Genomic DNA, 22,718 nt, shown 5'->3' with positions numbered 1-22,718 from the left:
ATCATTTGCGATTCAACGCCAGCAACAAGCGCACATCGTCGGCCAGCCATTCGGCGCGCTGCGCATAAGGCGCGAGCAACCGCCCCCTCCCGGCGGGGTCGATCAGGAACGTTCCCGCGCTGTGGTCCATGTTGTAGCCGGAGCTGGTCGGCTGCTTCTGATAGGTCACATCGAACGCCTTGGCAACCTGGGCCGTGGCTTGTGCATCGCCGTACAGGGCGAGGAAGGATGGATGAAAAGCTGGCACGTACTGCGCCAGCATCTCCGGCTTGTCGCGCTCGGGATCAATCGTAACGAACAGCACCTGCACCCTGTCCGCATCCTTGCCCAGCAAGCGCATCACATGCGCCAGGTCGGCCAGCGTGGTGGGGCACACGTCCGGGCAATGGGTATAACCGAAGAACAGCATCACCGCCTTGCCGCGGAAATCCGCCAGCGTGCGCGGCGTGCCATTGTGATCGGTCAGATGAAAATCGGCCTGCGCGAACTTCGCTCCGACCTCGCTGGCATGGAAGGGAGAAGGCAGCTTGGGTTCGCCGCAAGCTCCAAGCAGGACGACCAGCGCGCACAGGAACAGATTACGCAGCCACATGGCAACTCCCCGCCCAACCGTAAGTGTAAAAAGTGTATCCCACCTTGATCAGGCCATACACACCGAATCCCGCCACCAGCAGGCCGGCGGTCAGCCGCATGCCCGGCGACTGCGCCCAGCGTTTGATGCTTTCCCAGAACAACCCGATCGCCAGCAGGTTCGGCAGCGTGCCGAGGCCGAACGCCAGCATGATGATCGCGCCCTGCGATGCGCTGCCGCTCGCCAGCGAGGTGACCAGCACGCTGTACACCAATCCACACGGCAGCCAGCCCCACAAGGCCCCGAGTCCCAATGCGCGCGGCACGGTGTTCACCGGCAACAGTCTGGTGGTGAGCGGTTGCAGGCGTTTCCACAGACCGCTCCCCATACGCTCAAGCTGCCTCGCCGCCCCCCAAAGCCCGGCGAGGTACATCCCCAGGACGATGAGCATCAGGCTGGACAGTGCAAACAACAAGTGCTGCACCGGAACCGCATCGCGCATCAGCAAACCGGCCTGTCCCACGGCACCGGCCAGTGCGCCTGCGATCGCGTAGCTCGCGATGCGCCCGCTGCTGTAAGCCAGATGGAACGGCCAGCGCGGTGCGTCTTTCGGCACCTGCGTCGTGAAGATGCCGACGATGCTGCCGCACATGCCGAGGCAGTGCACGCCTCCCAGCAGCCCGACCAGAAACACCGCGATGATGCTGAATTCAGTCATGCGCTTCCGCTTGTTCCAGCAAGCTCAGATCAAGATATTTTGCGGCTTCGAGCGCATCGGGTTGCGCGAGATACGGCACGATACCCAGCAAAGGTGCGGCGATGCGTTGCCTCAACGCGGCGACGTTCTCGTCCAGCATCGACATATCCGCATCCACCTCATTCGCTACCCAGCCCGCCAGTTTCAGGCCCCGCCACTTCATCGCATCCACCGTCAGCAAGGCATGGTTCAGGCACCCCAGCCGCATCCCGACGACCAGTATGACGGGCAGCCCCATCTCCTCCATCAGGTCGGCGCTGTCCTGTTCTTCATTCAGTGGCACCAGCAGCCCGCCCGCGCCCTCGACGATGACCTCGTCCGCCATCCCGTTCAGTTCGCTGAGCGACTCCACGATGCGCGAGAAATTGATGCTGACGCCGACGAACCGCGCGGCCAGATGCGGCGCGACCGGTCGTGGGAAACAATACGGGTTGACCTGCCCCTTGCCGGCAATCACGTTGCTTGCTGCACGCAGGCGCACCACATCCTCGTGCTGGTCATCCTCGTCGCAACCGGCCGCGACCGGTTTCATGCCGATCACGCGCTTGCCCTGCACGGCGAATGCGTGCAGCAGCGCGCAAGAAATCAGGGTCTTGCCCGCCCCCGTATCGGTGCCTGTAACAAAATAGCTCATAGTTTGAATGGCGTCCGGATGATCGCCGCTCCCTCTTTGGTCATGCGCGGTTGTGCCTTCCAGGCATGGCCGTAGACCACTTCATAGGTGGCCGGCAGTTTGCCGTCGCGGCGCAACCCTTCGTAATTATCCAGCAAACGGGCCCAGGCCTGCTTGCCCATCAACCCCTGCCCGCGCCCCCCGGTGGCATTATGCGCGCCGATGCGTTTCAGGTCGTACATCACACCGCGCACGTCGTCATAGGTCAGCGTCAGATATTCCATGTCCATCACCGGTTCAGCAAAGCCGCTGTGCGTCAGCATGTCGCCGATGTCGTGCATGTCGGCGAAGCGGTTGAGGTGATTGTGCCCGTCCACGCCGTGGAATGCCTGGCGCAATTCCTTCAGGGTGTCCGGTCCGAAGGTGCTGAACATCAACAGCCCATCCGCCTTCAGCACGCGATGCAGCCCGGCGAAGGTCGCCGGCAGGTCATTGCACCACTGCAGCGCGAGGTTCGACCACACCAGTTCCACGCTGTTCGCCGCCAGCGGCAGCGCCTCCACATCAGCGCAGACATAGCCCTGCTTCGCGCCGCCGAACAATTTCTGCCACCAGCCCGCCTGTCCGCGCGAGGACTGCAACATGCCGATGGCGATATCCAGCGCGACCATCTGCGCAGCTGGATAGCGTTGCGCCAGCTGGCGCGTCCCCCATCCCGTGCCACTGCCCACATCCAGGACACGCGAGGGCTGGAGCTTGACGTAATCGAGCCGCTCCAGCATGCGCGAGCACACCTCACGCTGCAACACGGCAGCCGCATCGTAATCCGTTGCCGCTCGACTGAAGGAGCGGCGCACCTGGCGCTTGTCTATCTCGAACTCATTCATGCAAAAAACTCTTCAAACTTCCCATAAACTTTTCCGGATGCGACAGGAACGGCGCATGCGCCGCCCCTCCGATGATTTCCAGCCGCGCATCGGGCAGGCGTTCTGCGCTGTATCGAGAAGCCTGCGGCGGTGTGAGCGTATCACGTTCCCCGGCGATCACCAGCACCGGCAGCTCGATCTCCGGCAGTGCCGCGCGCTGGTCGCTGTCGCGCAATATCTCCAGCCCGGACTGCAACGCAGCCATGTCCGGTTCACCGCGGCTGAACAAGGCTGCGCGCAACCGCGCCAGCAACTCGCGTTCGCCCTCGCTGCCGCGCACCTGCAGCGCGAGAAAACGGCGCAAGGTCGCCGCATGATCCCGCTGCAGCGCAGCGGCGAACTGCGCCAGGGTGTCCGGCGCCATCGCGCAGTCCCATCCCGGCTGACGCACGAAACACGGCGTGCTCGCCACCATCACCAAACGGCTGACCTGCCGCGGATGGCTCGCCGCCCAGCGCAACGCGATCTGTCCGCCCAGCGACCAGCCGCACACGGTGAGCGACTCGTCGAACCGCTCAGCCAATTCGTCGACGATGGCATCCAGCGCAGAACTCGATCCGAGAACCTCGATCCCCGGACTGCGTCCGTGCCCCGGCAAATCCACCACCAGCACGCGAAAATCCTGCGCCAGCCTGCTAGCCACATCGCCCCACATGCCGCCGTGCATGCCCCAGCCGTGGATCAGCAGCAGCGGCTCTCCGCTGCCAGACTCTTCAACGTGCAAGCTCATGCAGTGCTTCGGCCAACCGTTCGACGTCCGCTTCGCTGTGTGCGGCGGACAGGGTGATGCGCAGCCGTGCCGTGCCCTGAGGCACGGTGGGTGGGCGGATCGCCGCGACCCAGATGCCGCGCTGGCGCAATCCTTCGCTCAACTTCAACGCCTGCAGGTTGTCGCCAATCAGCAGCGGCTGGATCGCCGTGTCCGACTGCATCAGCTTCCAGGGCAAGTCCGCGAGTCCCTCGCGTAACTTTTCGATGAGGCGATGCAGATGCTCGCGCAACGCTGCGCCCTGCTCGATCAGGTTCACGCTTTCCAGCAAAGCGATGGACAGTGCCGGCGGCGTGGCGGTGGTGTAAACGTAACTGTGCGCATGATTGACCAGCGTGTCGATGACTGCGGGCTCCGCCGCGACGAAGGCGCCGAACACGCCCGCCGCCTTGCCCAGCGTCGCCATGTAGACGATGCGCGGCGAATCGATGCCGAAATGCGACAGCGAACCGCGTCCCTGTTCTCCCAATACGCCGAAGCCGTGCGCGTCGTCCACATACAGCCAAGCGTCATGCCGCTCGCACAGGGCCAGCAATTCGCGCAACGGCGCGATGTCCCCGTCCATGCTGAATACCGTGTCGGTGACGATGAGTTTGCGTCCGTTCTTCGTCTGTTCCAGCAATTGCTCGAGTTGCGCGATGTCGCCGTGACGATAGCGTTTCACCTCGGCACGGGACAGCAGCATCGCATCGTTCAGCGAAGCGTGATTGAGCTTGTCGGCGAATACCGTATCGCCCCGCCCGACCAGTGCCTGAACCGTGCCGAGATTCGCCATGTAGCCGGTAGAGAACAGAAGAGCTGCGGGCTTACCGACGAAGGATGCAAGCCGCTGTTCGAGCCGATGATGTGCATCGCTGTGACCGCTCACAAGATGCGCCGCTCCCGCCCCCACGCCATGCTGCAATACAGCCTGCTGCAATGCGGCGATAAGGTGAGGGTGATTCGCCAGGCCCATGTAATCGTTGCTGCAAAACGCGAGATAGGATTTGCCGTCCACCACGATATGCGGCGACTGCGGGCTTTCCAGTGTGCGACGGCTCCGCAACAGCCCTTGCGCTGCGCGCTCGTCGAGTTCGGTTTGGAGTTGGGTGAATGGCACGTATTGTGTTTCCGGTAGGTCGGGTTAGGCCACAGGCCGTAACCCGACATCTCATAGTCGGGTTGGCTGGCTAATCCGACCTACGCTTAATGACTTTCGGCGAATGGGTACATGCCCAGCTTGTCCATCAACGCACGGTCACGTTCGACATCGGGGTTGCCCGTGGTCAGCAGTTGATCTCCGTAGAAGATGGAGTTCGCCCCGGCGAGGAAGCACAGGGCCTGCACCGCATCGCTCATCTGCTGACGCCCGGCGGACAGGCGCACGCGCGCCGTCGGCATGGTGATGCGCGCCACGGCGATGGTGCGCACGAAATCCAGAGGATCGAGGTCTTCCTGGCCTGCCAGCGGCGTGCCTTCAACTTTCACCAGGTTGTTGATCGGCACGCTTTCCGGATACGGCTCCATGTTCGCCAGTTGCGCAATCAGCCCGGCGCGCTGGGTAAGGTTCTCCCCCATGCCGACGATCCCGCCGCTGCACACATGCATGCCGGCCTTCCGCACGCGCTCCAGCGTGTCGAGACGATCCTGATAGTCGCGCGTGCTGATGATGTTGCCGTAGAACTCCGGCGTAGTGTCGAGGTTGTGGTTGTAGTAATCCAGGCCTGCTGCGCGCAATTGTTCGGTCTGCTCGTCATTGAGCATGCCCAATGTCGCGCAGGTCTCCATGCCCAGTGCGCGCACTTCCTTGACCATCTCAATGACTGCGGCCATATCCTCCTCGGTCGGCTCGCGCCACGCAGCGCCCATGCAGAATCGGTCAGCCCCGGCATCCTGTGCGGCCTTGGCGGCCTTCACCACTTCGCTCACGTCCAGCATCTTCCTGTTTTCCACGCCGGCATTGTGGAATGCCGATTGCGGGCAGTAGCCGCAGTCCTCGGAACAGCCACCGGTCTTGATCGACAGCAGCGTGGAAAGCTGCACCGCGTTCGGGTCGAAATGCTCGCGGTGCACTTGCTGAGCGCGGTACAGCAGGTCCGAGAACGGCAGCTTGAACAGCGCTTCGACCTCCGCCACGCTCCAGCGTTGAGAGTCGGGATTGGTCTTGATGGGACGCAGGAATTCTATGGTCTGGGTGTTCATGGCCTAACTGGGTATCATGGGAACGCAACATCATCCTAGAAAGGGTAATGGCTTGTCAATTTTACACAGCGCCTTGCTTAACATTCGCTCAGAAATTAAGCACATCCTGCCGACCCAGCCTTGCGCGCTGTGCGGGCAGATGAGCCGGGACGGCCTGTGGTGCGCCGCCTGCGACGATGCCTTGCCCTATCTGGATATGCCGCACTGCCCGGCTTGCGCATTGCCGACACCGTCCGGCGAACTATGCGGGCATTGCCTCAAACATCCGCCATTGTTCACGCGCACCGTAGCCGCGTTCGGCTACGCCTTCCCGCTCGACAAACTGGTTCAGGCGATGAAATACGGCGAACAATTGGCACTGGCGCACGCCTTCGCGGACAGGCTGGCGCGGCGCATCCCCCGAGACAGCCTGCCGGACTGCGTCATCCCCATGCCGCTGCACCCCGCCAAATTGCGTGAACGAGGCTACAACCAGTCGCTGCTGCTCGCCGCACCCATCGCCCGCACACTCGACCTCGAACTGTTGCCCCATGCCTGCATGCGCGTGCGCGACACTGCGCCGCAATCCAGCCTGCCTTGGAAAGCGCGCAAGAAGAACATGCGCAACGCCTTTGGTTGCGAGGTGGATTTGAGCGGCAAACGCGTGGTGCTGGTAGATGACGTACTGACCACGGGCGCCAGCCTGAACGCGCTCGCAGAAGCGGTCAGGCTACGCGGCGCGGCCGAGATCGAGGCATGGGTGGTGGCGCGGACGCTGCCGCACAGGCATTAAAAGCCCACTCAGTAAGCTCTACAGCTCCTTGAGCTTCTGCTGCACGAACTTCTGCAGATCCGGACTGAGGGTCTGCGAATCGAGCGCGCGCTTGAACGCATCCCTGGCATCCGCGTTGCGCTGCAAGCCTTGCAGAGAAATGCCGTAGCCCATCAGCCATACGCCATTGCTTGGGGCATGCTGCAGCGCAAGCTGATAGTGATTGACAGCCTCCATGTGCCGCCCCTGACGCTGCAACATCGCGGCGACAAACGCCTGATAATCGGCCTGGTTACCCGCATACGGCAGGGAATTCTCAAGCGTCGCCACGGCCTGCTCGACCGCGCCGCGCTCGACCTGAAGACGGGCCAGCAACATGGCGAATCCTGCTTGCTCCGGCCTGTCTTTTAGCCCTTCCTGCAGCACGCGTTCTGCATCCGCGGTGCGCTTTCCCTCCAGCAACAAGGCCGCCAGCGCCTGGCGCGCCGCATGGTGTGCCGCATCCAGCCGCAACGTCGCCTCGTACCCGGTAATCGCTTCGGCAACGCGCCCTTGCTGCATCAGTGATATTCCCCGCCGGAATTCCGCGTCGGCCTGTTGAGCCTGACTGACTTTTTTGACTGGCAACTCTCCGGCTGCAGCCTCGACGGCAGGCGCATTCTGGGCTATCAAAAACCGTGGTTTGCCTGGCTCGTTGGCTGTCTGAATTCCCTCAGATGAATGAGACACGGCAGTGCTTTTTTCCTCGCGAGCGGCTGACGGCAATGGCACTGAACTCAAGTCAAAACTCAGGCGAGAAGCGGGGCCCATCTCTTGCACTGACTCATCGGGTGGCATTGCCGTGGTAACTGGCTGTGTTACGTTCGGCGACACGACTGCCGGTTTCCAGACTTGCAGCCATGCGGCGCTCCCGACTGCCGCCAGCAGCAACACCAGCAAGAAAGGCTTGAGCAGGCTGCGCCTGGCGGGCGGCACGGAACGCACCATGGTCTGTTCCGGCGCGGTGTTCGCCCCGCGCTGTTCGAGCTGGTTGAGCACCTGGTTGATGACACTCATTGCAAGGCCATCCACGCAGCCGCCAGCGAGGCGATGAGCGCCGCTCCGGACAATGCCACCGCCCAGGGCAGCCAGTCACGGCGCACCTCAGGCGTATCGGCCGCCGCATCGCGAACGTGCTTGGCCAGTACCTGACTCCGGCCTTCGCTGAAGGCGAGCATCAATGACTTATGCGCGACGATGTTGACCAGTCTCGGCGTGCCGCCTGTGATGCGGTGCAGCTTACCCACCGCCCTCTTGCCGAACAGCGTCTCGCCCTCAAACCCCGCCACCGTCAGGCGATGGCGCACATAGCGCTCCAGTTCATCCCGGAGCAGCCCCCGCAGATCGTATTGGAAGCTGATGCGCTGGCGCAGTTGGCGAATGGAATTGTGACGCAAACGTTCATTCAGCTCCGGCTGGCCGAACAGCACCACCTGCAACAGTTTGCGCTTTTCGGTTTCGAGATTGGTCAGCAGGCGCAACACCTCCAGGCTTTCCAGCGGCATCGCCTGAGCCTCGTCCAGACATACCAGCGCGCGCTGACCGTTGCGGGCGCATTCCAGCAGCGCATGCGTCAAACCCTTCAGCAACTGGTGCTGGTCGGTGTCCTTCTCCAGCGGCACGCGGAACTCTTCCGCCAGCGCCAGCAACAGGCTGCGCGGTTCGAGATAGGGATTGGGAATGTAGGCGGTAATAAAGCGCGGCGCGGGAGGCGCATCCGCCGCCTCGTCCTGCGTGCCGATCAGTGTGGTCGATTGCCGCCCCTGGCCGAGCGTGGAGAGGAACTTGCGGCACAACAGCGTCTTGCCATTGCCCACCTCGCCGGTGATCTTGATGAAGCCTTCGCCATTGCGCGCCGCCACCAGCAAGGTGTTTAGCGCCTCCTGGTAGCTGGTGCAGGCGAAAAAAAAGCTGGTGTCAGGAGTTAGACCAAAAGGCGGTTCACGCAGGCCGAAGTGCTGTAGGTACATCTCACTGTTTGCCGGCGGAACCCGCCATGCTGTTGAATCGGTCACGACTTTGCGTGATGTCCTGCGACCAGTCCTTGTCGTTGTCCACCACGGTGGGCTTCAGCAGGATCACCAGTTCGCGCTTCTCGTTGCGTTTGTTGGTCTGGCCGAACACCGTCTTGGGCAGTCCCGGCAAGCCGGACTGGTCGTCGAAGGTCGCCTGGCGCATCAGACCGCCGATCGCGACGATCTGTCCATCTCTCGCACGCACGATGCTATCGGTCTCGGAAACGGAACTGGACGCCAACGGCAAGTTCAGCGTTCCGCCCACGCCGCCGACATTCACCGTCTTGTTCACCGTGGACACCTGACTCACCGAAGGATGCACGTGCAGGATGATCTCATTGTCCTCGTCGATGCGCGGCGTCACATCCAGCGCAATACCCGAGAAGAACGGCTGCAACGTCACGCTGGGCGTGGTGGTGGTCGCCGTGCCGGTGGTGGTGGTCGAAGTCACATTGGTCACGAAGAACTCGTCCGTCCCGACCTTCAGCACCGCCTTCTGGTTGTTCAGGGTAGCGATGCGCGGACTGGACAACACGTGCACGTTGCCCTGTGATTCGAGGAAGTTCAGCAGCGCGGCAAAGTTGTTGGTCTGGAATGCCAAGCCAAACAATGTCCCGCCTGTCGCTGCAGAGGACAGCAGGTTCGATCCGGGCACCACGCCAGTAGTCACGCCCCCCACCCCGCCGTTCAGCAGCGAGTTGCCAATTGATTGCGCGGCACCACCCGCAGCATTGGGCGCCAGCGTGGTAGCGGCCCCAAGCTGGCCGAACGATACCCGGCTATCCGGTTTGGTTTTGAATGCAGCCCAGTTCACGCCGGACTGGAAGCCGTCGTTCAACTGCACCTCGACGATCTTGGCCTCGAGTATCACCTGTCGCTCGATCGATATCTGCGATGCCTTGAGATAGGCAGCCACATTCTTCAACTCATCTGGCATCGCGCGCACCACGATCACACCGGTCATCGGGCTGACCACCACACTACGCCCTTTGTCGTTGCCGACGATCGCGGTCAGCGCCTTGACCAGTTCCTCCCAGAAATCAGCACTGGAAGTCATGCTCACCTTGCTGCTATCCAGGCCACGGGTAGTGGTGCTGGAAGTGGTTGTCGTAGTGCCTGCCGTTCCCGACGTTGCGGACGGATTATCCGATACCGAGCCAGATGTGACTCGCAGCGCAGACTCTCCCTTGCGCTGCCCCGTCAGGTAATTCACCTGGAACAACCGCGTCTGCAGGGTCAACGGCTGTATGTAGATGCGCGAGCCGTCGACCTTGTAATCGTAACCGTATATCTCGCGGATCGCTTCCAGCGCCTCGAACACCGTCACGTCCTTGAGATTGAGCGAGATGCTGCCGCCGACTTCCGGGTGCAACAACACGCTGTAACGCGTCCCTGAGACGATGGCCATGAACACCTGGCTGGCCGGCGTGTTGTTCACCGACAGGTCGAACTTGGTTTCCAGCGGCTTGTTCTCCAGTTTGGGCATGGCGGCCGCCAGCGGCGGCAACAAGGCGTTGTTCACCGCATCGGCTTTAGACTGCGTGCTGTCCTGCACTGCCTGGTTCATTTCACGCTGAATGACATCCGCCGTCTGGCTCTTACCCGCCGGAACCGCGCAGCCCGCCAACAGCAGCCCCGCGCTTAACCATAACAATGCCCTCATTTTCCCTCCTTGCGTGCGACCGGTTTGGTTTTATGCTTGCCGGACTGCACCTTGTCAGCCGCCACTGGCGGTTTTGCTTTCGTTTCTACCTTGCTGGTCATTTTCACACCGGGGAACAACGTCAGCACTTGCCTGCCTTGAGACCCCTTCAACACTACGCTGCTTTCGTTCACCTCGATTAACCTGGCATCGCCATGTTTCCTGCCCAACTCGACGGTTTCACCGTCGATGATCGCAGCACGGCGATGCCCGGAGATGATGACAGACTGCAATCCCGTGGCCGGCGCCTCTATCGCGCCGGTGGCGGACGGGGCCAGGATCGCGACCGGAGGCCGCGTCGGGTCGGGCAATTCCTCGGCCAATGCGCAAATCGGCAGCATCAGCGCGAGAAGCGCACTTTGTTTGCTCAAACCGTTAGCCATGTCTTATCCAAGCTCAGGGTATACAAAGTCAGTGTCAGCGTCGCAGTCGGGTACTGGTCCACGCTCAGGTTCGCCTCACCCCATAGCATCTGCACGGGCATCTTCTCCAGCGCGGAGAGATATTGCAGCAGATCCGGATAGCTACCACGCACGGTTATTTTCACGCCATGCTTGAATATCTGCTTCTCCCCCCCGGGCAGATCCTTGGCCGCAGGCTGTGCCGGCGTTCCATCCGGCAACGGCTTCTCGATCAACAACCCGGCAGGCAACGTGTTCAGAGACACCAGTTCCAGCCTGCCGTTTTTGTTCAGGACTTGTTCCAGCAGCCCGGCCATCTTGCCGGGCTCGACCAGACGGTCCTGAAGGCCCTGCAAATATCCATCCTGCTCTTGCAATTGCTGCTTGAGCTGCTCCAGCCGAAGCCGCAACGGAGAATGCTCGTCGTCGCGCTTGGCTTGTGCCAAGGCTTGCACTTGCGCCTGCAGCTCTTTCCTTTTCTCCTGTTGCTGCACGATTTGGGAGGACAATACTTTTTGCTTGGCCAACAACGGGTCAAGCAGTACCGCATTGATTGTGGATATCGCCACGAAAGCCGCCGCCGCAAAGATCAGCGCGCGCTCCCGCAAAGACATCTCATCTATCTTGCCGCTCGCCAGTCCCCAGTAACGCCGCATCATTTCTTGGCCTCGCTTTCCGGCGCGGAATGCAAGACAAACTCCACATAGCGCGATGCACCATGAGAAACCGCACCGGCACCGCCGTCTGTCTTGGGTTGCTGCATCTGCAAGGTCGCGAATGTCTTGCCCTGCATGATGCGCTCCTTGCTCAGGCGCTGGATATAGACCGGCAGCGATTCCGGGCTGACCGCCCCGCCCTTCAGGCTGATCTGCGATGCATCACCAATCAAAGTAAAGCCGGTCAACCACACCCCCGGCACGACCTGGCGCGCAAACGCGCGCAGGTATTCCGAATAGCCGGTGGTATTCCCGACCGCCCCGGACTTCAGTGTCTCGATCAGGTCAGACTGGTCAGCGACATGCTTTTCCATTTGCTGCACCTCATCCTGCAACTGCTTGCCGGCCAGCTGCGGGGAGAACTCTGCGGAGAAACGCACCAAACGAGCCTGCTCCGCCTCGTAACCCTTGACGCTCTCGGCAGCCTGCTTTTCGAGCTGCCTGACCTGATAATTCGCGTAGGCGTAAAAACACAACGAGCCCGCCATGATCAACCCCAGCGCCTGCAGCATGGTGAGCAGCGAGAAGTACTTGCGCTGCTTCATGAAGACCGGATTGAACAGATTGATCTGCTGGCTCATAGCGCACGCTTCTCCTGACGCAAGGCCGCGCCCAGCGCCGGCAACGCAAACGAAACGAACTCGCTATCGCCGAGTGCGGGAACCGCACTGACATCCAAGACCTGAGACAGGTCCAATTTCTCCACCCTGGCGTCGACCGCCGAAGCGAGGAACTCCACCACTCGCGTGCTATCCGGCGCACAGACCAGGACGCGACTGAGTGGCAGGTGGTTAAATTGCCGGTCGAAATAATCCAGCGAGCGCTGCAGCTCCAACTCGACGCGGTCGCAGTATTGCGCGCGCAAATCCTCGTTGGCGTCCTGCAACTGCCCCACGCTGATTTCGATGCGCCGAGACAGATACAACTCTCCGCCAGCCGAGAACGTCAGCAATCCGCCCCGGTCGTCGAACGACAACAACGCCAGCGCCCGCTCTTCCGTCTCAAACAGCGCGGCGATATTCCGCTGCGCCATTTCGGGAATATCGATCACATCCAGCGGGATCTTTGCATGCTCGAACAGCTCGATGCGTTTCTGGATCGTGGTATTCGAAGCGGCGATCGCATACATCGAAGTCGGCCGGTCAGAACCGTATTTACTGGCGGGTATCTGCAACACATCGACCATCGCGTCGTCGATATGGAAATTCAACCCATCCTTGATCTTCCAGCGGATTGCCGTCTTCAATTCGCTGGCGGGGACATTGGGCGCTTCGACCATCAACATCTGGTATTCGCCCGGTGCCAGCAAAGTGGTAAAAGCCTGGCCATCGAGCCCTGTCTCACGGCGCAACCGCTCGAGTGCGTCCGCGGACACCTTGCCGGTCTCATGGTATTCGCAGCGCAATACCCTGGGCATAGTTTCGACGAATTGGATCTTTGCCAGATAAACGCCATGCTCGGCCAGGCAGACGGCAAACCACCCCGCATCGCGGGATTTTCGGCCAAACAGACTGGAGATCGACGGAATTTTCATAATCGACGCGAAGTTAATTCAATAACCCATTGTTGTCAATAAATTATAGGTACTCCGCCCGCGTCCTGGACGGTTGGCAACCCCGACTCTGCATCCAATATCCCCATTCCCATCACGGGAACCCATTCATTCATATCGCGGTTATTACGCCATGCCTGCCTCGGACTCGAGCAGCAAGCTGCGGGGCAAACTTGCAATACGCCGCCGGCACACCCAAGTCCACCCACAAGCCAACTGCCCCTGCAACGAGCAGACCGGACTCGCCCGCACTCAGCGGCCGCGCCGGCCGCGATAAATGACGGCCTCGTTGCCCTTATACACACCGAAAGTGGCACGGCCAGCCGCATTGGGCGACAAATAGGCGGGGGCGCCAAGACTGATGTTTGCGCTTCCTGTCTTGTTTGGCGCACCAAATGTAAAGGTTCTGCTGCCGCCACCTACGGTGACCGCTCCGCCGCCGGAGACTTTCAGATCACCGCCAGCCAGCGGCCCATCGATGATCTGAGCCACAATGTCCGCCGCCGTGTTGAAAGAAGTCGCACTGTCCGTAGTACTCTTAGTCCAGGTGCAATTGCCTCCCGCCACGGCAGAGCAATACTGGACCGTCGCCGTCATGGTGAGCGGCAACAGTTCCGATCCGTATGCGTTGGAAATCTTGATTTGGCCGCTGGCCACCTTGACACCGCCTTCCACCGAACTTGCCCCCCTTAACGATGAGGCCCCATCTGTATCGTTTGCGCGCACATAGACATCGGTGGGGGGGGTGGCTACAACCGCGAACGTAAATGCCGAAGATGCGGCCCCGCTTGTGGTTGCGACCCCGCTGCCGAATCCGGCGATGTTTGCGGGAACGATCGTCGGCTGACCTGCACCACCCGTTGCAATCACCGCACCGCCCTTGCTCGCCGCGGCGCTCAAAGTCACCGTCTGGGCAAACGTACCCTGGTAATTTTGCGTAGTACATGCGTCCGGCGAACCGCCGGCACAGGCAGTAGTATTGCGTGCCGACACTTGGACGCTGAATGGCTGGCCGGAATAAACGAATCCGTCATACGAAACCGGACAAGTCAGCCCGGTCGGGCATGGCATCGGAGTGGTGGCTGTTGCCACCACAGCCGTATCGAAGTGATCCGGAATAAAACGGCCGAAATAACTTGTGGCTGCCGTATTACCGAATTTGCAGCCGACCTTGCCCGCGGCGTTTGGCGTGTTGCTGAAATCATTAGCGGGAATAGCGTCGTTAATGACGCAATCGCCAACCGCGCTATCGACCGCCGTGAAAGTCGCGTCCACAACGCCATTGGCGTTGAGCATGAAGTAGCCCACATCGTCGTAGGTAAATGCCGTCCCGCTCGCCACACCCGCAACAGCGGCACCGAATGTTCCCGCGAGGGTACCGTTGCGCACCGCACCGGCGTGGGCGGCCAACTGCGCATTATCCAGCGTAGGGGTGCCGGCATAGCCTGTGTCCGTCGTTGAGGTTGCCGTTACTGCGGTTGCCGTTAGCGCGAAATTGGCTCCCGCCTTCACCACCGGCGTCGCAGTTGCACTGGCACCGGTCGCATCGGCATTGGCATTGCTGGAGCTCACCGTGAACAACGATGGACGCACCGCGAAATGGTCGTTGGGGCAAGTTACCACGCCATTTCTGTCGGTCACCTGCACTTGCAGATTTTTGTAGGCAGCCGGCACGGTAAACGTATAAGTCGTTTTGCCGCTTGTCATCCTCGTGTTGGCGCCCGGGCTGACCGTTGCCGTTACAGGAACGGCAGTTGCGCAGGTGAACCCTGCGGCAGAGGCATCCACCAGACCAACGGTTATCCTGCTGGTATAGCCAGTATCAACCCCGCCCGTGGCCGCCCTGATCTTCACTACGTCTAACTGGAATTGCTGACCTGCAATGTGTGTCCAGATATGCCCACCAACGGTACTGCCCTGTTCAAAGGCGTCGAACGCAAGGGGCGCGGGCGGTTTCGTACCGCCGCCACAATAAGTCGCGGCAATGAATATAGCCGAGGCGCAAGGGCCGGTATAAGTTGTACCACCGACAGTCAGCGTCGAACCCGCTTCAACGGTTATCGGCGTGAGTCCTGGAGTGAATGCTCCCGTAACGGTTACATTTCCGGAAAAAGTGACTCCCCCCAAAAGATTGTTCAACATCAAATCCGCAAACGTGAATGTCCCTGAAATTGTCTGGGGAGTAAGAAGGTTGAAAAGACTCACGATGCCGCCGCCCGCGGTGAAGGTTCCGCCAGGGATGTTGGTGAGGTTGCCGGACAGGCTGATGGTGTTGCCCGCCTGACCTGACAGGATCCCACCGGAGTTGATGGTGACATTGCCAACCACATTGGTGCTCGCATCGGCGAGTATCGAAGTGCCGGTATCGATAATCACCGTTGCACCGGTGGGAGGCTGTCCCGTGCCGCAGCCACCGCCATTGTCCCACGCAGCACCCTTGTTCCAGTCGGTTTGGGTGGTGGCAATGCTGGTACAGGTCGCCGCCAGCGCACCCTGCGCAAACGCGGACATGGCAATCAGACTCAACACGCCCAACCAATGATTTGCTCGTTTCATATTCTCCCCCGTTCAACTGACTGATTGTTTGCTACCTGGCGAATTTCGCCGTTGCCACCTGTTCCACGTAATTCAAATCGCCGGAAGCGCCGCCCGCGCTGGCGACCGCCGACACATCGTATATCCAGACCGTGCTGACGCCCTCCACGGCGGAAGTCGCGCTGCAGTTCACAGTCACGGGACTGAAAGCCGCCAGATTGCCGCCGACCGTCACACTGCTTGCAACGCACCCCCATGCAGTGGCCGCACTCACCGGCTGTACGTTTACATTGTATGCTGCCCATTCTACACCGGCCAAAGCCGCCTGATAGGCGCGCGCGCCCATCACGTCCATCGCCTGGCTCTGGTTCTGCGTGACGGAAAGCGTCACGGCGAAAGTACCCAAAGCGGCAATAACTACCAGCAGGAAGATCGCCGAAACGAGACTGAAACCTTTTTGACGCAAACTCATCATGGCACGTTGTTCACATGGATCTCGTGGTACAGGCTGACGCTCTCGCCGCCGCTCGTCAATGTCAGTCGGATGGCCAGCAAGCCCATCCGCTGATTGACGGCTGCGTAATCGATCACGCAGCCGCTAACCCGGTCGGCAAGTACCGGGGGGGTCGGCGTAGCCGGAAGGGATTGGATTGCATTGATACCATAATTCGCATAACGCACCAGCCTGGCCTGCCCATTCTGGTTGGCATCAAGTGTCCCCAAGGTACCGGTGCAGGCATAAGTCACTGCATTCTGTGCGCCATCCACCACGTCGAAACGCCTCGTAGAAAGCTCCGCCACTATCGGCAACCCGGCGTTAAGTGTAATGGTCGCTCCTGCCACCGCATTCACCGTGCGCAACCCTCCGGCATAGGCCATCGCTCCGGTCGAACTGGTACTGCCGATCACGATTTGGTCACCCGCCGCGACATTCGCCGTGCCCATCATATCGAAAGTCGTGTCGACTCCGTCAAACACGAGAGTATTGCCGGGCGCACCGGCGCGATAACGGCCGGCATCCCTGGTCGGCAGGAATTCCACGCAGGGCGTCGCACCGCAACCCGCGACGCGGACACTGTTCGGCACGGCGGTGCTGATGTCGCTGGCCATACGATACAAAGCCGTATCGGCGATATCGGTCAGCTCCGCGCGGCGCGACACATCCATGTATTGCTGGATCGGCGCGCGGAGGAACATGGCGACCATGCCGCCGATAATGCCGGTGATCACGATCACCATGATCATTTCGACCAGGGTAAATCCGGCGTGCTGGCGATGTGGCGCGCGCATCAGTAAGCCGTCCTGTAACCGGTTGCAGTGACTGCCTCGCCATTCGGCGCGATCACCGTCACGCTGACCCGCACCGCACTGGCCGCCGGGATGCCGTTCCACGCGGCAGCTTCCGGCACCGCCGAAACACTGACACTGTAGTTTGGCAGCACGGCCGATGCCGACAAAGCATCATCCACCGGGAATATCCCGCTCGTGGCAAAGTTGTTGTAGTCGGTGACGATGTGGTAAGCGGAGGCACGATTCGCCTGCGTGACGGCGGCTGTCGCACCGGAGGCGGAAATAAAATCCTGCAACTCGATCTCTTCCAGCAGCGAATAGGCGGCAGCCAGCGCCTGCTTGCGCACCAGCGGATCGGCGCTGCCGCGGGTGACGGTGTTCATCACCAGCAGGATACCCGCCAGCGCGACGCTGACGATGACGATGTACATGATCAGCTCGATCAGACTGACGCCCCGCTGCAAAGAAGACCGGTTACTGGTGCACATACCCTGTCTCCGCTTCGACTGCGATGGTCGAGCCGTCGATTACGCCTGATACGGCGGCGCTCGGCCGGCCGAATTCGTTGAAATTGAAATTCGCGGGTTGTGTCGCAAACGTCACGTTGGATGGCGCGACAATGACATATGCCGCCGCACCGTCGGGCGATTGCAGATTCGTCCCGCAAGCCGCTGTCGCTCCGACTGTCAGCGTCACGCTGTTGTTCGTAAATGCAGCGCAAACAAACCTGCGTTGCGCAATCGCCACTTTTTGCGCATAGCGCAATGACGCACGCACCTGGTCGGCAAAGCCGCGCGACTGGAATACATTGTTGTCGAAGAAGCGCGGCGCAACAACGGCCGCGAGAATGCCGATGATCATCATCGTCATGATCAGCTCCACCATCGTGAAGCCGCGTTGGATGTCTTTGCCGAACCGCCCAAACCTGCTCATGTTTTCAAGTGCCACAAAATCTTGTGTACCGCAAAAATTCCCTTGATCCCATCCGCAACCAACCGACAAATTGCAGGCAAAAAAATAGGGGAGCACGCCCCCCTGGCTGGAATTTCAAAGTGGGCGCAACGCGCCCACTTTTCCACGTTTCAGATTAGCAATTTCCCGGAACGAGTGGCGATGGAACGGTAACAATTGTCGGGGGGAGATTTGCACCTGTCGGCGGTGTATAGCTCACTGTACAGCTACCCTGCGCCGCCCCGTTAGGCGTCACCACTTGGGCGGTTCCCGATGCTGCGATCTGATAATTTGCTGCGGTAATGCCCGCCAAAGGCGCAATCGAACCCGCGTCCGGATAACCGCCGTTATTTGCATCATAGGTAACTGTCACGCCTTCGATCACAGCAGAAGCCGGCTGATTGCGAAGAAGCCATTGCGCATGCGCGATGGTTGCAGCGGAGCTTATAGAACCCAGGGCCGCATTCGCGGATGCCATGCGCGCATCGCCCTGCAAATTGGCGAACCGTGGCAGCGCCGTCGCCGCCAGGATGCCCAGAATCACGATGACCATGATCAGTTCGATCAGGGTAAAACCAGTTTGTTTGTTCATTTTATGCTCCTAAAGATTGGGGCCGCAGCCCCGATTATCGAACCACTTCCTGCCCTGTTAACCCCTTGCCGCAGCAAGGAATTTGACAAAACCGGCCACACTATAAGCGAAGCCGCCCCTGCGCGCAACTGCGCCGCCCGCGCTAAACCAGCCAATTGACCAGCACAAAGAACAGGTAAATGCTCCCCAGCAACAGCAGCCAACCCACGCGCGGCGCATGGCGCACGACGACGCGCTCCACATGATCGCGCGACCTGTCCAGCGCCCTCGTAGCCCGGCGCGTGCACACCCATTTATTGGCATCCGCCTCGATGCCGCGCAACAGGCTGGGACGCAACCACAGGAACAGCCCAGTCATGAATGCCGCCGCTGCGCCGACCAGCGCGCTCAGCACCAGGGCATCGAGCAATCCGTCGAGTAGCCGGAACGGGATGTAACCGCTCAGGCGCCGAATGGCAACCGCCTTGTCGAACAGCAGACCGAAGGAAACGAAGAGGTAGACCGCTCCCAGCACGGCAAGCATGCCGAACACGCGATGATGACGGTAGAACCAATGCTCGATACTGACGCTATGATCCAGCATCAGGTGCAGACGGCGAGTGGGTATCCAGCGGCTGGCCACGCGATTGACCATCAGCATCAGCTGCGGCCTGAGGATGAGCAGCAGTCCGGCCAGAACGCCGAGCAGCGAGCCCACCAGCAGAAAGATGGTGGAAGCTTCCCACAGAATGATTTCTGCCAAGTCAGTATTCATGGCTTCATCAGAACCACGAATACGGCTCGACCGGATCGAACAGCAAGCCGGTCAGCTCCGGCTGCGCACCCGGACGCAAAGGTTCTGTGTTCACGACGACATGGAAACGTATCCATTTATTGCCGTCCTTGCCCGGCTTGAAGTAATTGGCATTGTGCACGACGTAGATCAGATCGCGTGACTTGAGGTCGAACACCCAGTTTCCGGACTCGACGGACGACGGCGCGGGATCATAGAACTCGCCGGCATAGTTGTGCGGCTTCTTCTGCAGCCAGTTCATCGGATTGTCTTCCGCCAAAGCCGCCACATCGAACTGCTTGCCCCGTGTCAGTATCTGGCCATACTGCATGATCAAGGCGCTTTGTATGGCCCCCGCCACCTGTTCCATCGCAGTCTTCTCGGCCTGTTCCTGGTAGAACCGCGCACGATCGAGGAACAACCCCATCATCACCATGACGATGATGATGACCACCACCAGTTCGATGAGGGTGAAGCCTTTCGAGGATACGGGATACGGGATACAGGATACAGGCCGCTGCCGCCCGTATTCTGTATCCCGCATCCTGAGTCCCGTATCCTGAAAAGTCATCGGTGCAACGCCGCCTTGCCCAAGTCCCACATCGGCAGGAACACGCCCAGCGCGAGGATCAGCACCAGAATGCCCAGCGCCACGATCAGGATAGGCTCGATCTGCGAACTCAGGGTCTTCACCTCGTAATCGACTTCGCGCTCGTACATGGCGGCGATTTCGAACATCAAGCCATCCATGTCGCCGGTCTCTTCGCCGACCGCGATCATCTGCAGCACCACGGGATTGAACACGCCGGTCGCGACCGCGGTGCGCAGGATGCTTTCGCCGCGCTCCACGCCGTCGCGCATCTGCTCGATGCGGCTGCGCATGAATTCGTTGTCCACCACCATCCCGACCACGTTCAGCCCCTGCAGGATCGGCATGCCGCTCTTGAACGACAGTGCCATGCTGCGCGCGAAGCGCGACAGCGTCGACTTGAAGATGATCTTGCCGGCAATAGGCAGCTTGAGCTTGTATCTATCCCAGTTGTAGCGGCCATCCGGCGTGTTGATGTAGTAACGGAAGCCCAGCACGGCACCGACCAGCATCGCCAGCATCAGCATCCAGTACTGCACCATGAAGTTGGAGAAGCCGATCAGAAACCGGGTGAGCATCGGCAGTTCGGCATGGAAGCCCGCATAGACCTTGGCGAAAGCGGGAATAACGAACAAGTTGATGACCACGATGGCGATCGCCATCGCAACCACCACAAACGTCGGGTAGCGCATGGCGGCCTTTACCCGCTCGCGCGTTTCGCGCTCGAACTCCAGATGGTCGTACAGCCGGATGAAGGTCTCATCCAGCATGCCGGTCATTTCGCCGACCTGCACCATGCTGATGTAGAACGGCGAGAACACCTTTGGGTGGCGGCGCATCGCCGCACTGAGCTCGCGCCCGCTGTCGAGGCTCTCGCGCAAGTCCTGGATCATCGCGGCGAAGGTGGGATTCTGGGTGGACTCCTGCAAACCCGCCAGGGCGCGCAGGATGGGCACGCCGGCCTTGAGCAGGGTGTACATCTGGCGACTGAACAGCATCAGATCCATCTGCGTGATCGGCTTCTCGGTGAACAGCTTCTTGAGCCAGTCCTGCTTGCTCGCCGTCGCCCCAGTCACCCCGCGGAATGGCCTGATCTCGATCGGCGTAATACCGGTATGCATCAGCTGGTCGGCGATGGCGCTGCTGTCGTCGCCGTCCAGCGTGCCTTCCACCAGATCGCCGCGCCCGTTTCGCCCCTTGTAGGCAAACACGCCCATCGCTAATCCTCGACCTGATTGCTGATGCGCATCACTTCCGCGACCGTGGTACGCCCCAGCTTCATCTGTGCCAGCGCGTTGTCGAGTATGGTCTTGCCGCGCATGTGCTGGCGCGCGACCTGGATGAAGTGGGTGGCGCTGTCATGCGCGGCGGCCTCGACCAGTTCGCGCCCCATCTCCAGCATCTCGTACACGCCCATGCGACCGTGATAACCCGTGCCGTTGCAGTGCGAGCATCCACGGCCATGCAACAGGCCCTGACACTGATCGGGCAGCACCCCTTCCGCCTCCAGCCACTCGCTTTCCTGCGGCGTAGGCGTATGCGGCTCGCTGCAGCTTTCGCAGATGCGGCGCAACAGGCGCTGCGCCACCACCGCCTGCACCGAGGAGGCCACCATGAAGCGCGGCGTGCCCATATCCACCAGGCGGAACAGGGTACCCGCCGCATCGCGGGTATGCAGGGTGGAGAACACCAGGTGACCGGTCATCGCCGCGCGCAGGCCGATCTGTGCTGTCTCGACGTCGCGCATTTCGCCGACCAGGATCACGTCCGGATCCTGGCGCAAGGCGGAACGCAGCACGCGCGCGAAAGACAGATCGATCTTCTCGTTCACCTGCACTTGGTTAATGCCGGACAGTCGGTATTCCACCGGGTCTTCCACGGTGATGATCTTCTGGTCGATGGTGTTGATCTCGGCCAGGGCCGAGTACAGCGTGGTGGTCTTGCCGCTGCCGGTCGGCCCGGTGACTAGCACCATGCCGTTGCTGCGCCGAATGACCTCGCGGAATCGCTTCAGCATCTCAGCCGGCATGCCGATCTTGTCCAGGCTGATCATCCCGCCTTCCTGCCGCAGCAGACGCATCACCACCGATTCGCCGTACTGCGTGGGGCAAGTGGCGATACGCACATCCACGCCCTGGTCGCGCACCCGCACCTGGAAGCGGCCGTCCTGAGGCAGGCGCTTCTCCGAGATATCCAGGCCGGACATCAGCTTCAGGCGCAGCACCAGCGCCGGCGCGATCTTGTTGTCGGCCTCGGTCTGCAGGTGCAGCGCGCCGTCGATGCGGAAGCGGATCATCAGCCGGCCTTCCTGCGGCTCGATGTGGATGTCGGACGCGCGGATCTGCGTGGCATCGTCGAACATGGTCTGCAACAGCTTGACCACGGGCGCCTCTTCGGCGCCGACCGCCCCGGTCAGGGTGCCGAAATCGACATAGGTATCGCCCAGCTCTTCGCTGAGTTCGCGCGCCAAGCCAGAGATCTCGTCGGTGCGGCGATAGCCTCGGTCTATGCTTTCCAGCAACTGCCCCTCGGTGACCACAGCCACATCGATGTCGCGCTTGACGATACGGCTGATCTCGTCGAAGGCGAACAGATCGGTGGGGTCGGCCATACCGATCAGCAGCATGCCGTTACGTTCCTCCAGCACGACGGCGCGGAAACGCCGCGCCTGGTTCTCAGGCAGCAGCCGAACCTGCTCGAGATTGAGGTTGTAGTACTTGAGGTTGATGTAGGGAATGTTGAGCTGCTTGGCGAGCGCCTCGGATATCTGCTCCTCGGTGACAAAGGCGTTGTCCACCAGCACCCGGCCGAGCTTGCGACCGCTACGCTTCTGCTGCTCAAGCGCAAACTTGAGCTGATCTAGGGAAATAAGTTTTTGCTGAACCAGCAAATCGCCTAAGCGAACTTTTTCCGGACGCGCCATAATTCTTCCCTGAGTGGTTTTACTGCTACGAAGGCCATAACAGCCGGAGAAGTTAGCCCTTTTTTCTTATACT

General features: G+C 60.8%; 25 protein-coding genes. 1 reads left to right on the top strand and 24 read right to left on the bottom strand.

Features of this window, described 5'->3' with window-relative positions:
• Position 1: 1 nt before the first annotated feature.
• The 7 genes from FGKAn22_RS01825 to bioB form a co-directional block, all read right to left on the bottom strand.
• Positions 2 to 592 carry an SCO family protein gene (locus FGKAn22_RS01825; protein WP_212786283.1) on the bottom strand — a complete coding sequence of 197 codons (591 nt, stop codon included), beginning with the start codon at positions 590 to 592 and terminating at the stop codon, positions 2 to 4.
• The gene (locus tag FGKAn22_RS01820) at positions 579 to 1,289 is read right to left on the bottom strand and encodes a sulfite exporter TauE/SafE family protein (RefSeq protein WP_212786282.1); all 711 of its coding nucleotides are present in this window, start codon (positions 1,287 to 1,289) and stop codon (positions 579 to 581) included. Before FGKAn22_RS01820 ends, FGKAn22_RS01825 begins: the two co-directional genes overlap by 14 nt.
• Positions 1,282 to 1,962 (bottom strand): dethiobiotin synthase, encoded by a 681-nt coding sequence (bioD, locus tag FGKAn22_RS01815; RefSeq protein ID WP_212786281.1) that lies wholly within the window; start codon positions 1,960 to 1,962, stop codon positions 1,282 to 1,284. The genes FGKAn22_RS01820 and bioD overlap by 8 nt, the downstream gene beginning before the upstream one ends.
• Positions 1,959 to 2,828: a malonyl-ACP O-methyltransferase BioC gene (bioC, locus tag FGKAn22_RS01810; protein WP_212786280.1), complete on the bottom strand. Its 870-nt coding sequence runs from the start codon at positions 2,826 to 2,828 to the stop codon at positions 1,959 to 1,961. The genes bioD and bioC overlap by 4 nt, the downstream gene beginning before the upstream one ends.
• Entirely contained in the window at positions 2,821 to 3,597 is a 777-nt protein-coding gene (gene bioH, locus FGKAn22_RS01805) for a pimeloyl-ACP methyl ester esterase BioH (RefSeq protein WP_212786279.1), read from the bottom strand. Before bioH ends, bioC begins: the two co-directional genes overlap by 8 nt.
• Positions 3,581 to 4,735, bottom strand: a complete 1,155-nt coding sequence (gene bioF, locus FGKAn22_RS01800; protein ID WP_212786278.1) for an 8-amino-7-oxononanoate synthase — start codon at positions 4,733 to 4,735, stop codon at positions 3,581 to 3,583. Before bioF ends, bioH begins: the two co-directional genes overlap by 17 nt.
• Positions 4,736 to 4,821: 86 nt before the next feature.
• Complete coding sequence (gene bioB, locus FGKAn22_RS01795; RefSeq protein ID WP_212786277.1) at positions 4,822 to 5,817, bottom strand: biotin synthase BioB; 996 nt, start codon at positions 5,815 to 5,817, stop codon at positions 4,822 to 4,824.
• A 52-nt stretch (positions 5,818 to 5,869) separates the two neighbouring features.
• Here bioB and FGKAn22_RS01790 point away from each other — a divergent pair, with 52 nt between their 5' ends.
• Positions 5,870 to 6,589, top strand: a complete 720-nt coding sequence (locus FGKAn22_RS01790) for a ComFC family protein (RefSeq protein ID WP_246487438.1) — start codon at positions 5,870 to 5,872, stop codon at positions 6,587 to 6,589.
• 18 nt (positions 6,590 to 6,607) lie between these two features.
• Here FGKAn22_RS01790 and FGKAn22_RS01785 read toward each other — a convergent pair whose 3' ends face one another.
• From FGKAn22_RS01785 to FGKAn22_RS01705, 17 genes are all read right to left on the bottom strand, one after another.
• Positions 6,608 to 7,624: a tetratricopeptide repeat protein gene (locus FGKAn22_RS01785; RefSeq protein WP_212786275.1), complete on the bottom strand. Its 1,017-nt coding sequence runs from the start codon at positions 7,622 to 7,624 to the stop codon at positions 6,608 to 6,610.
• A complete protein-coding gene (locus FGKAn22_RS01780) occupies positions 7,621 to 8,577 on the bottom strand; it encodes an ExeA family protein (protein WP_212786274.1) in 957 nt (318 codons plus the stop codon). Before FGKAn22_RS01780 ends, FGKAn22_RS01785 begins: the two co-directional genes overlap by 4 nt.
• Before the next feature lies 1 nt (position 8,578).
• The gene (locus FGKAn22_RS01775; protein WP_212786273.1) at positions 8,579 to 10,285 is read right to left on the bottom strand and encodes a secretin N-terminal domain-containing protein; all 1,707 of its coding nucleotides are present in this window, start codon (positions 10,283 to 10,285) and stop codon (positions 8,579 to 8,581) included.
• Complete coding sequence (locus FGKAn22_RS01770; RefSeq protein WP_212786272.1) at positions 10,282 to 10,707, bottom strand: hypothetical protein; 426 nt, start codon at positions 10,705 to 10,707, stop codon at positions 10,282 to 10,284. Before FGKAn22_RS01770 ends, FGKAn22_RS01775 begins: the two co-directional genes overlap by 4 nt.
• Positions 10,692 to 11,384: an agglutinin biogenesis protein gene (locus FGKAn22_RS01765; RefSeq protein ID WP_246487437.1), complete on the bottom strand. Its 693-nt coding sequence runs from the start codon at positions 11,382 to 11,384 to the stop codon at positions 10,692 to 10,694. The genes FGKAn22_RS01770 and FGKAn22_RS01765 overlap by 16 nt, the downstream gene beginning before the upstream one ends.
• Entirely contained in the window at positions 11,381 to 12,022 is a 642-nt protein-coding gene (locus tag FGKAn22_RS01760; RefSeq protein ID WP_212786271.1) for a PilN domain-containing protein, read from the bottom strand. The genes FGKAn22_RS01765 and FGKAn22_RS01760 overlap by 4 nt, the downstream gene beginning before the upstream one ends.
• Positions 12,019 to 12,975 carry an agglutinin biogenesis protein MshI gene (locus FGKAn22_RS01755; protein WP_212786270.1) on the bottom strand — a complete coding sequence of 319 codons (957 nt, stop codon included), beginning with the start codon at positions 12,973 to 12,975 and terminating at the stop codon, positions 12,019 to 12,021. Before FGKAn22_RS01755 ends, FGKAn22_RS01760 begins: the two co-directional genes overlap by 4 nt.
• Positions 12,976 to 13,245: 270 nt before the next feature.
• Complete coding sequence (locus FGKAn22_RS01750; RefSeq protein ID WP_212786269.1) at positions 13,246 to 15,549, bottom strand: DUF6701 domain-containing protein; 2,304 nt, start codon at positions 15,547 to 15,549, stop codon at positions 13,246 to 13,248.
• A 31-nt stretch (positions 15,550 to 15,580) separates the two neighbouring features.
• On the bottom strand, positions 15,581 to 16,003 hold the full coding sequence (locus FGKAn22_RS01745; protein ID WP_212786268.1) for a hypothetical protein: 423 nt from the start codon (positions 16,001 to 16,003) through the stop codon (positions 15,581 to 15,583).
• Positions 16,000 to 16,818 (bottom strand): prepilin-type N-terminal cleavage/methylation domain-containing protein, encoded by an 819-nt coding sequence (locus FGKAn22_RS01740; RefSeq protein WP_212786267.1) that lies wholly within the window; start codon positions 16,816 to 16,818, stop codon positions 16,000 to 16,002. Before FGKAn22_RS01740 ends, FGKAn22_RS01745 begins: the two co-directional genes overlap by 4 nt.
• Positions 16,818 to 17,306: a type IV pilus modification PilV family protein gene (locus tag FGKAn22_RS01735; RefSeq protein WP_212786266.1), complete on the bottom strand. Its 489-nt coding sequence runs from the start codon at positions 17,304 to 17,306 to the stop codon at positions 16,818 to 16,820. The genes FGKAn22_RS01740 and FGKAn22_RS01735 overlap by 1 nt, the downstream gene beginning before the upstream one ends.
• Positions 17,293 to 17,766, bottom strand: coding sequence for a pilus assembly FimT family protein (locus FGKAn22_RS01730; protein WP_212786265.1), 474 nt, complete (start codon positions 17,764 to 17,766; stop codon positions 17,293 to 17,295). Before FGKAn22_RS01730 ends, FGKAn22_RS01735 begins: the two co-directional genes overlap by 14 nt.
• A 139-nt stretch (positions 17,767 to 17,905) precedes the next feature.
• Positions 17,906 to 18,361, bottom strand: coding sequence for a type IV pilin protein (locus tag FGKAn22_RS12575; protein ID WP_212786264.1), 456 nt, complete (start codon positions 18,359 to 18,361; stop codon positions 17,906 to 17,908).
• Positions 18,362 to 18,503: 142 nt separating this feature from the next.
• On the bottom strand, positions 18,504 to 19,115 hold the full coding sequence (locus FGKAn22_RS01720) for a hypothetical protein (protein ID WP_212786263.1): 612 nt from the start codon (positions 19,113 to 19,115) through the stop codon (positions 18,504 to 18,506).
• Between the two features lie 7 nt (positions 19,116 to 19,122).
• Entirely contained in the window at positions 19,123 to 19,677 is a 555-nt protein-coding gene (locus FGKAn22_RS01715) for a prepilin-type N-terminal cleavage/methylation domain-containing protein (protein WP_212786262.1), read from the bottom strand.
• Positions 19,678 to 19,700: 23 nt separating this feature from the next.
• Positions 19,701 to 20,939, bottom strand: a complete 1,239-nt coding sequence (locus tag FGKAn22_RS01710) for a type II secretion system F family protein (protein WP_212786261.1) — start codon at positions 20,937 to 20,939, stop codon at positions 19,701 to 19,703.
• 2 nt (positions 20,940 to 20,941) lie between these two features.
• Positions 20,942 to 22,645, bottom strand: coding sequence for a GspE/PulE family protein (locus tag FGKAn22_RS01705; protein WP_212786260.1), 1,704 nt, complete (start codon positions 22,643 to 22,645; stop codon positions 20,942 to 20,944).
• Positions 22,646 to 22,718 lie beyond the last annotated feature (73 nt).

It is taken from the genome of Ferrigenium kumadai (assembly GCF_018324385.1).
Lineage (GTDB): Bacteria > Pseudomonadota > Gammaproteobacteria > Burkholderiales > Gallionellaceae > Gallionella > Gallionella kumadai.
The sequence above is the reverse complement of the archived record's forward strand: the minus strand, read 5'-3'. Positions and strand labels throughout refer to the sequence as shown.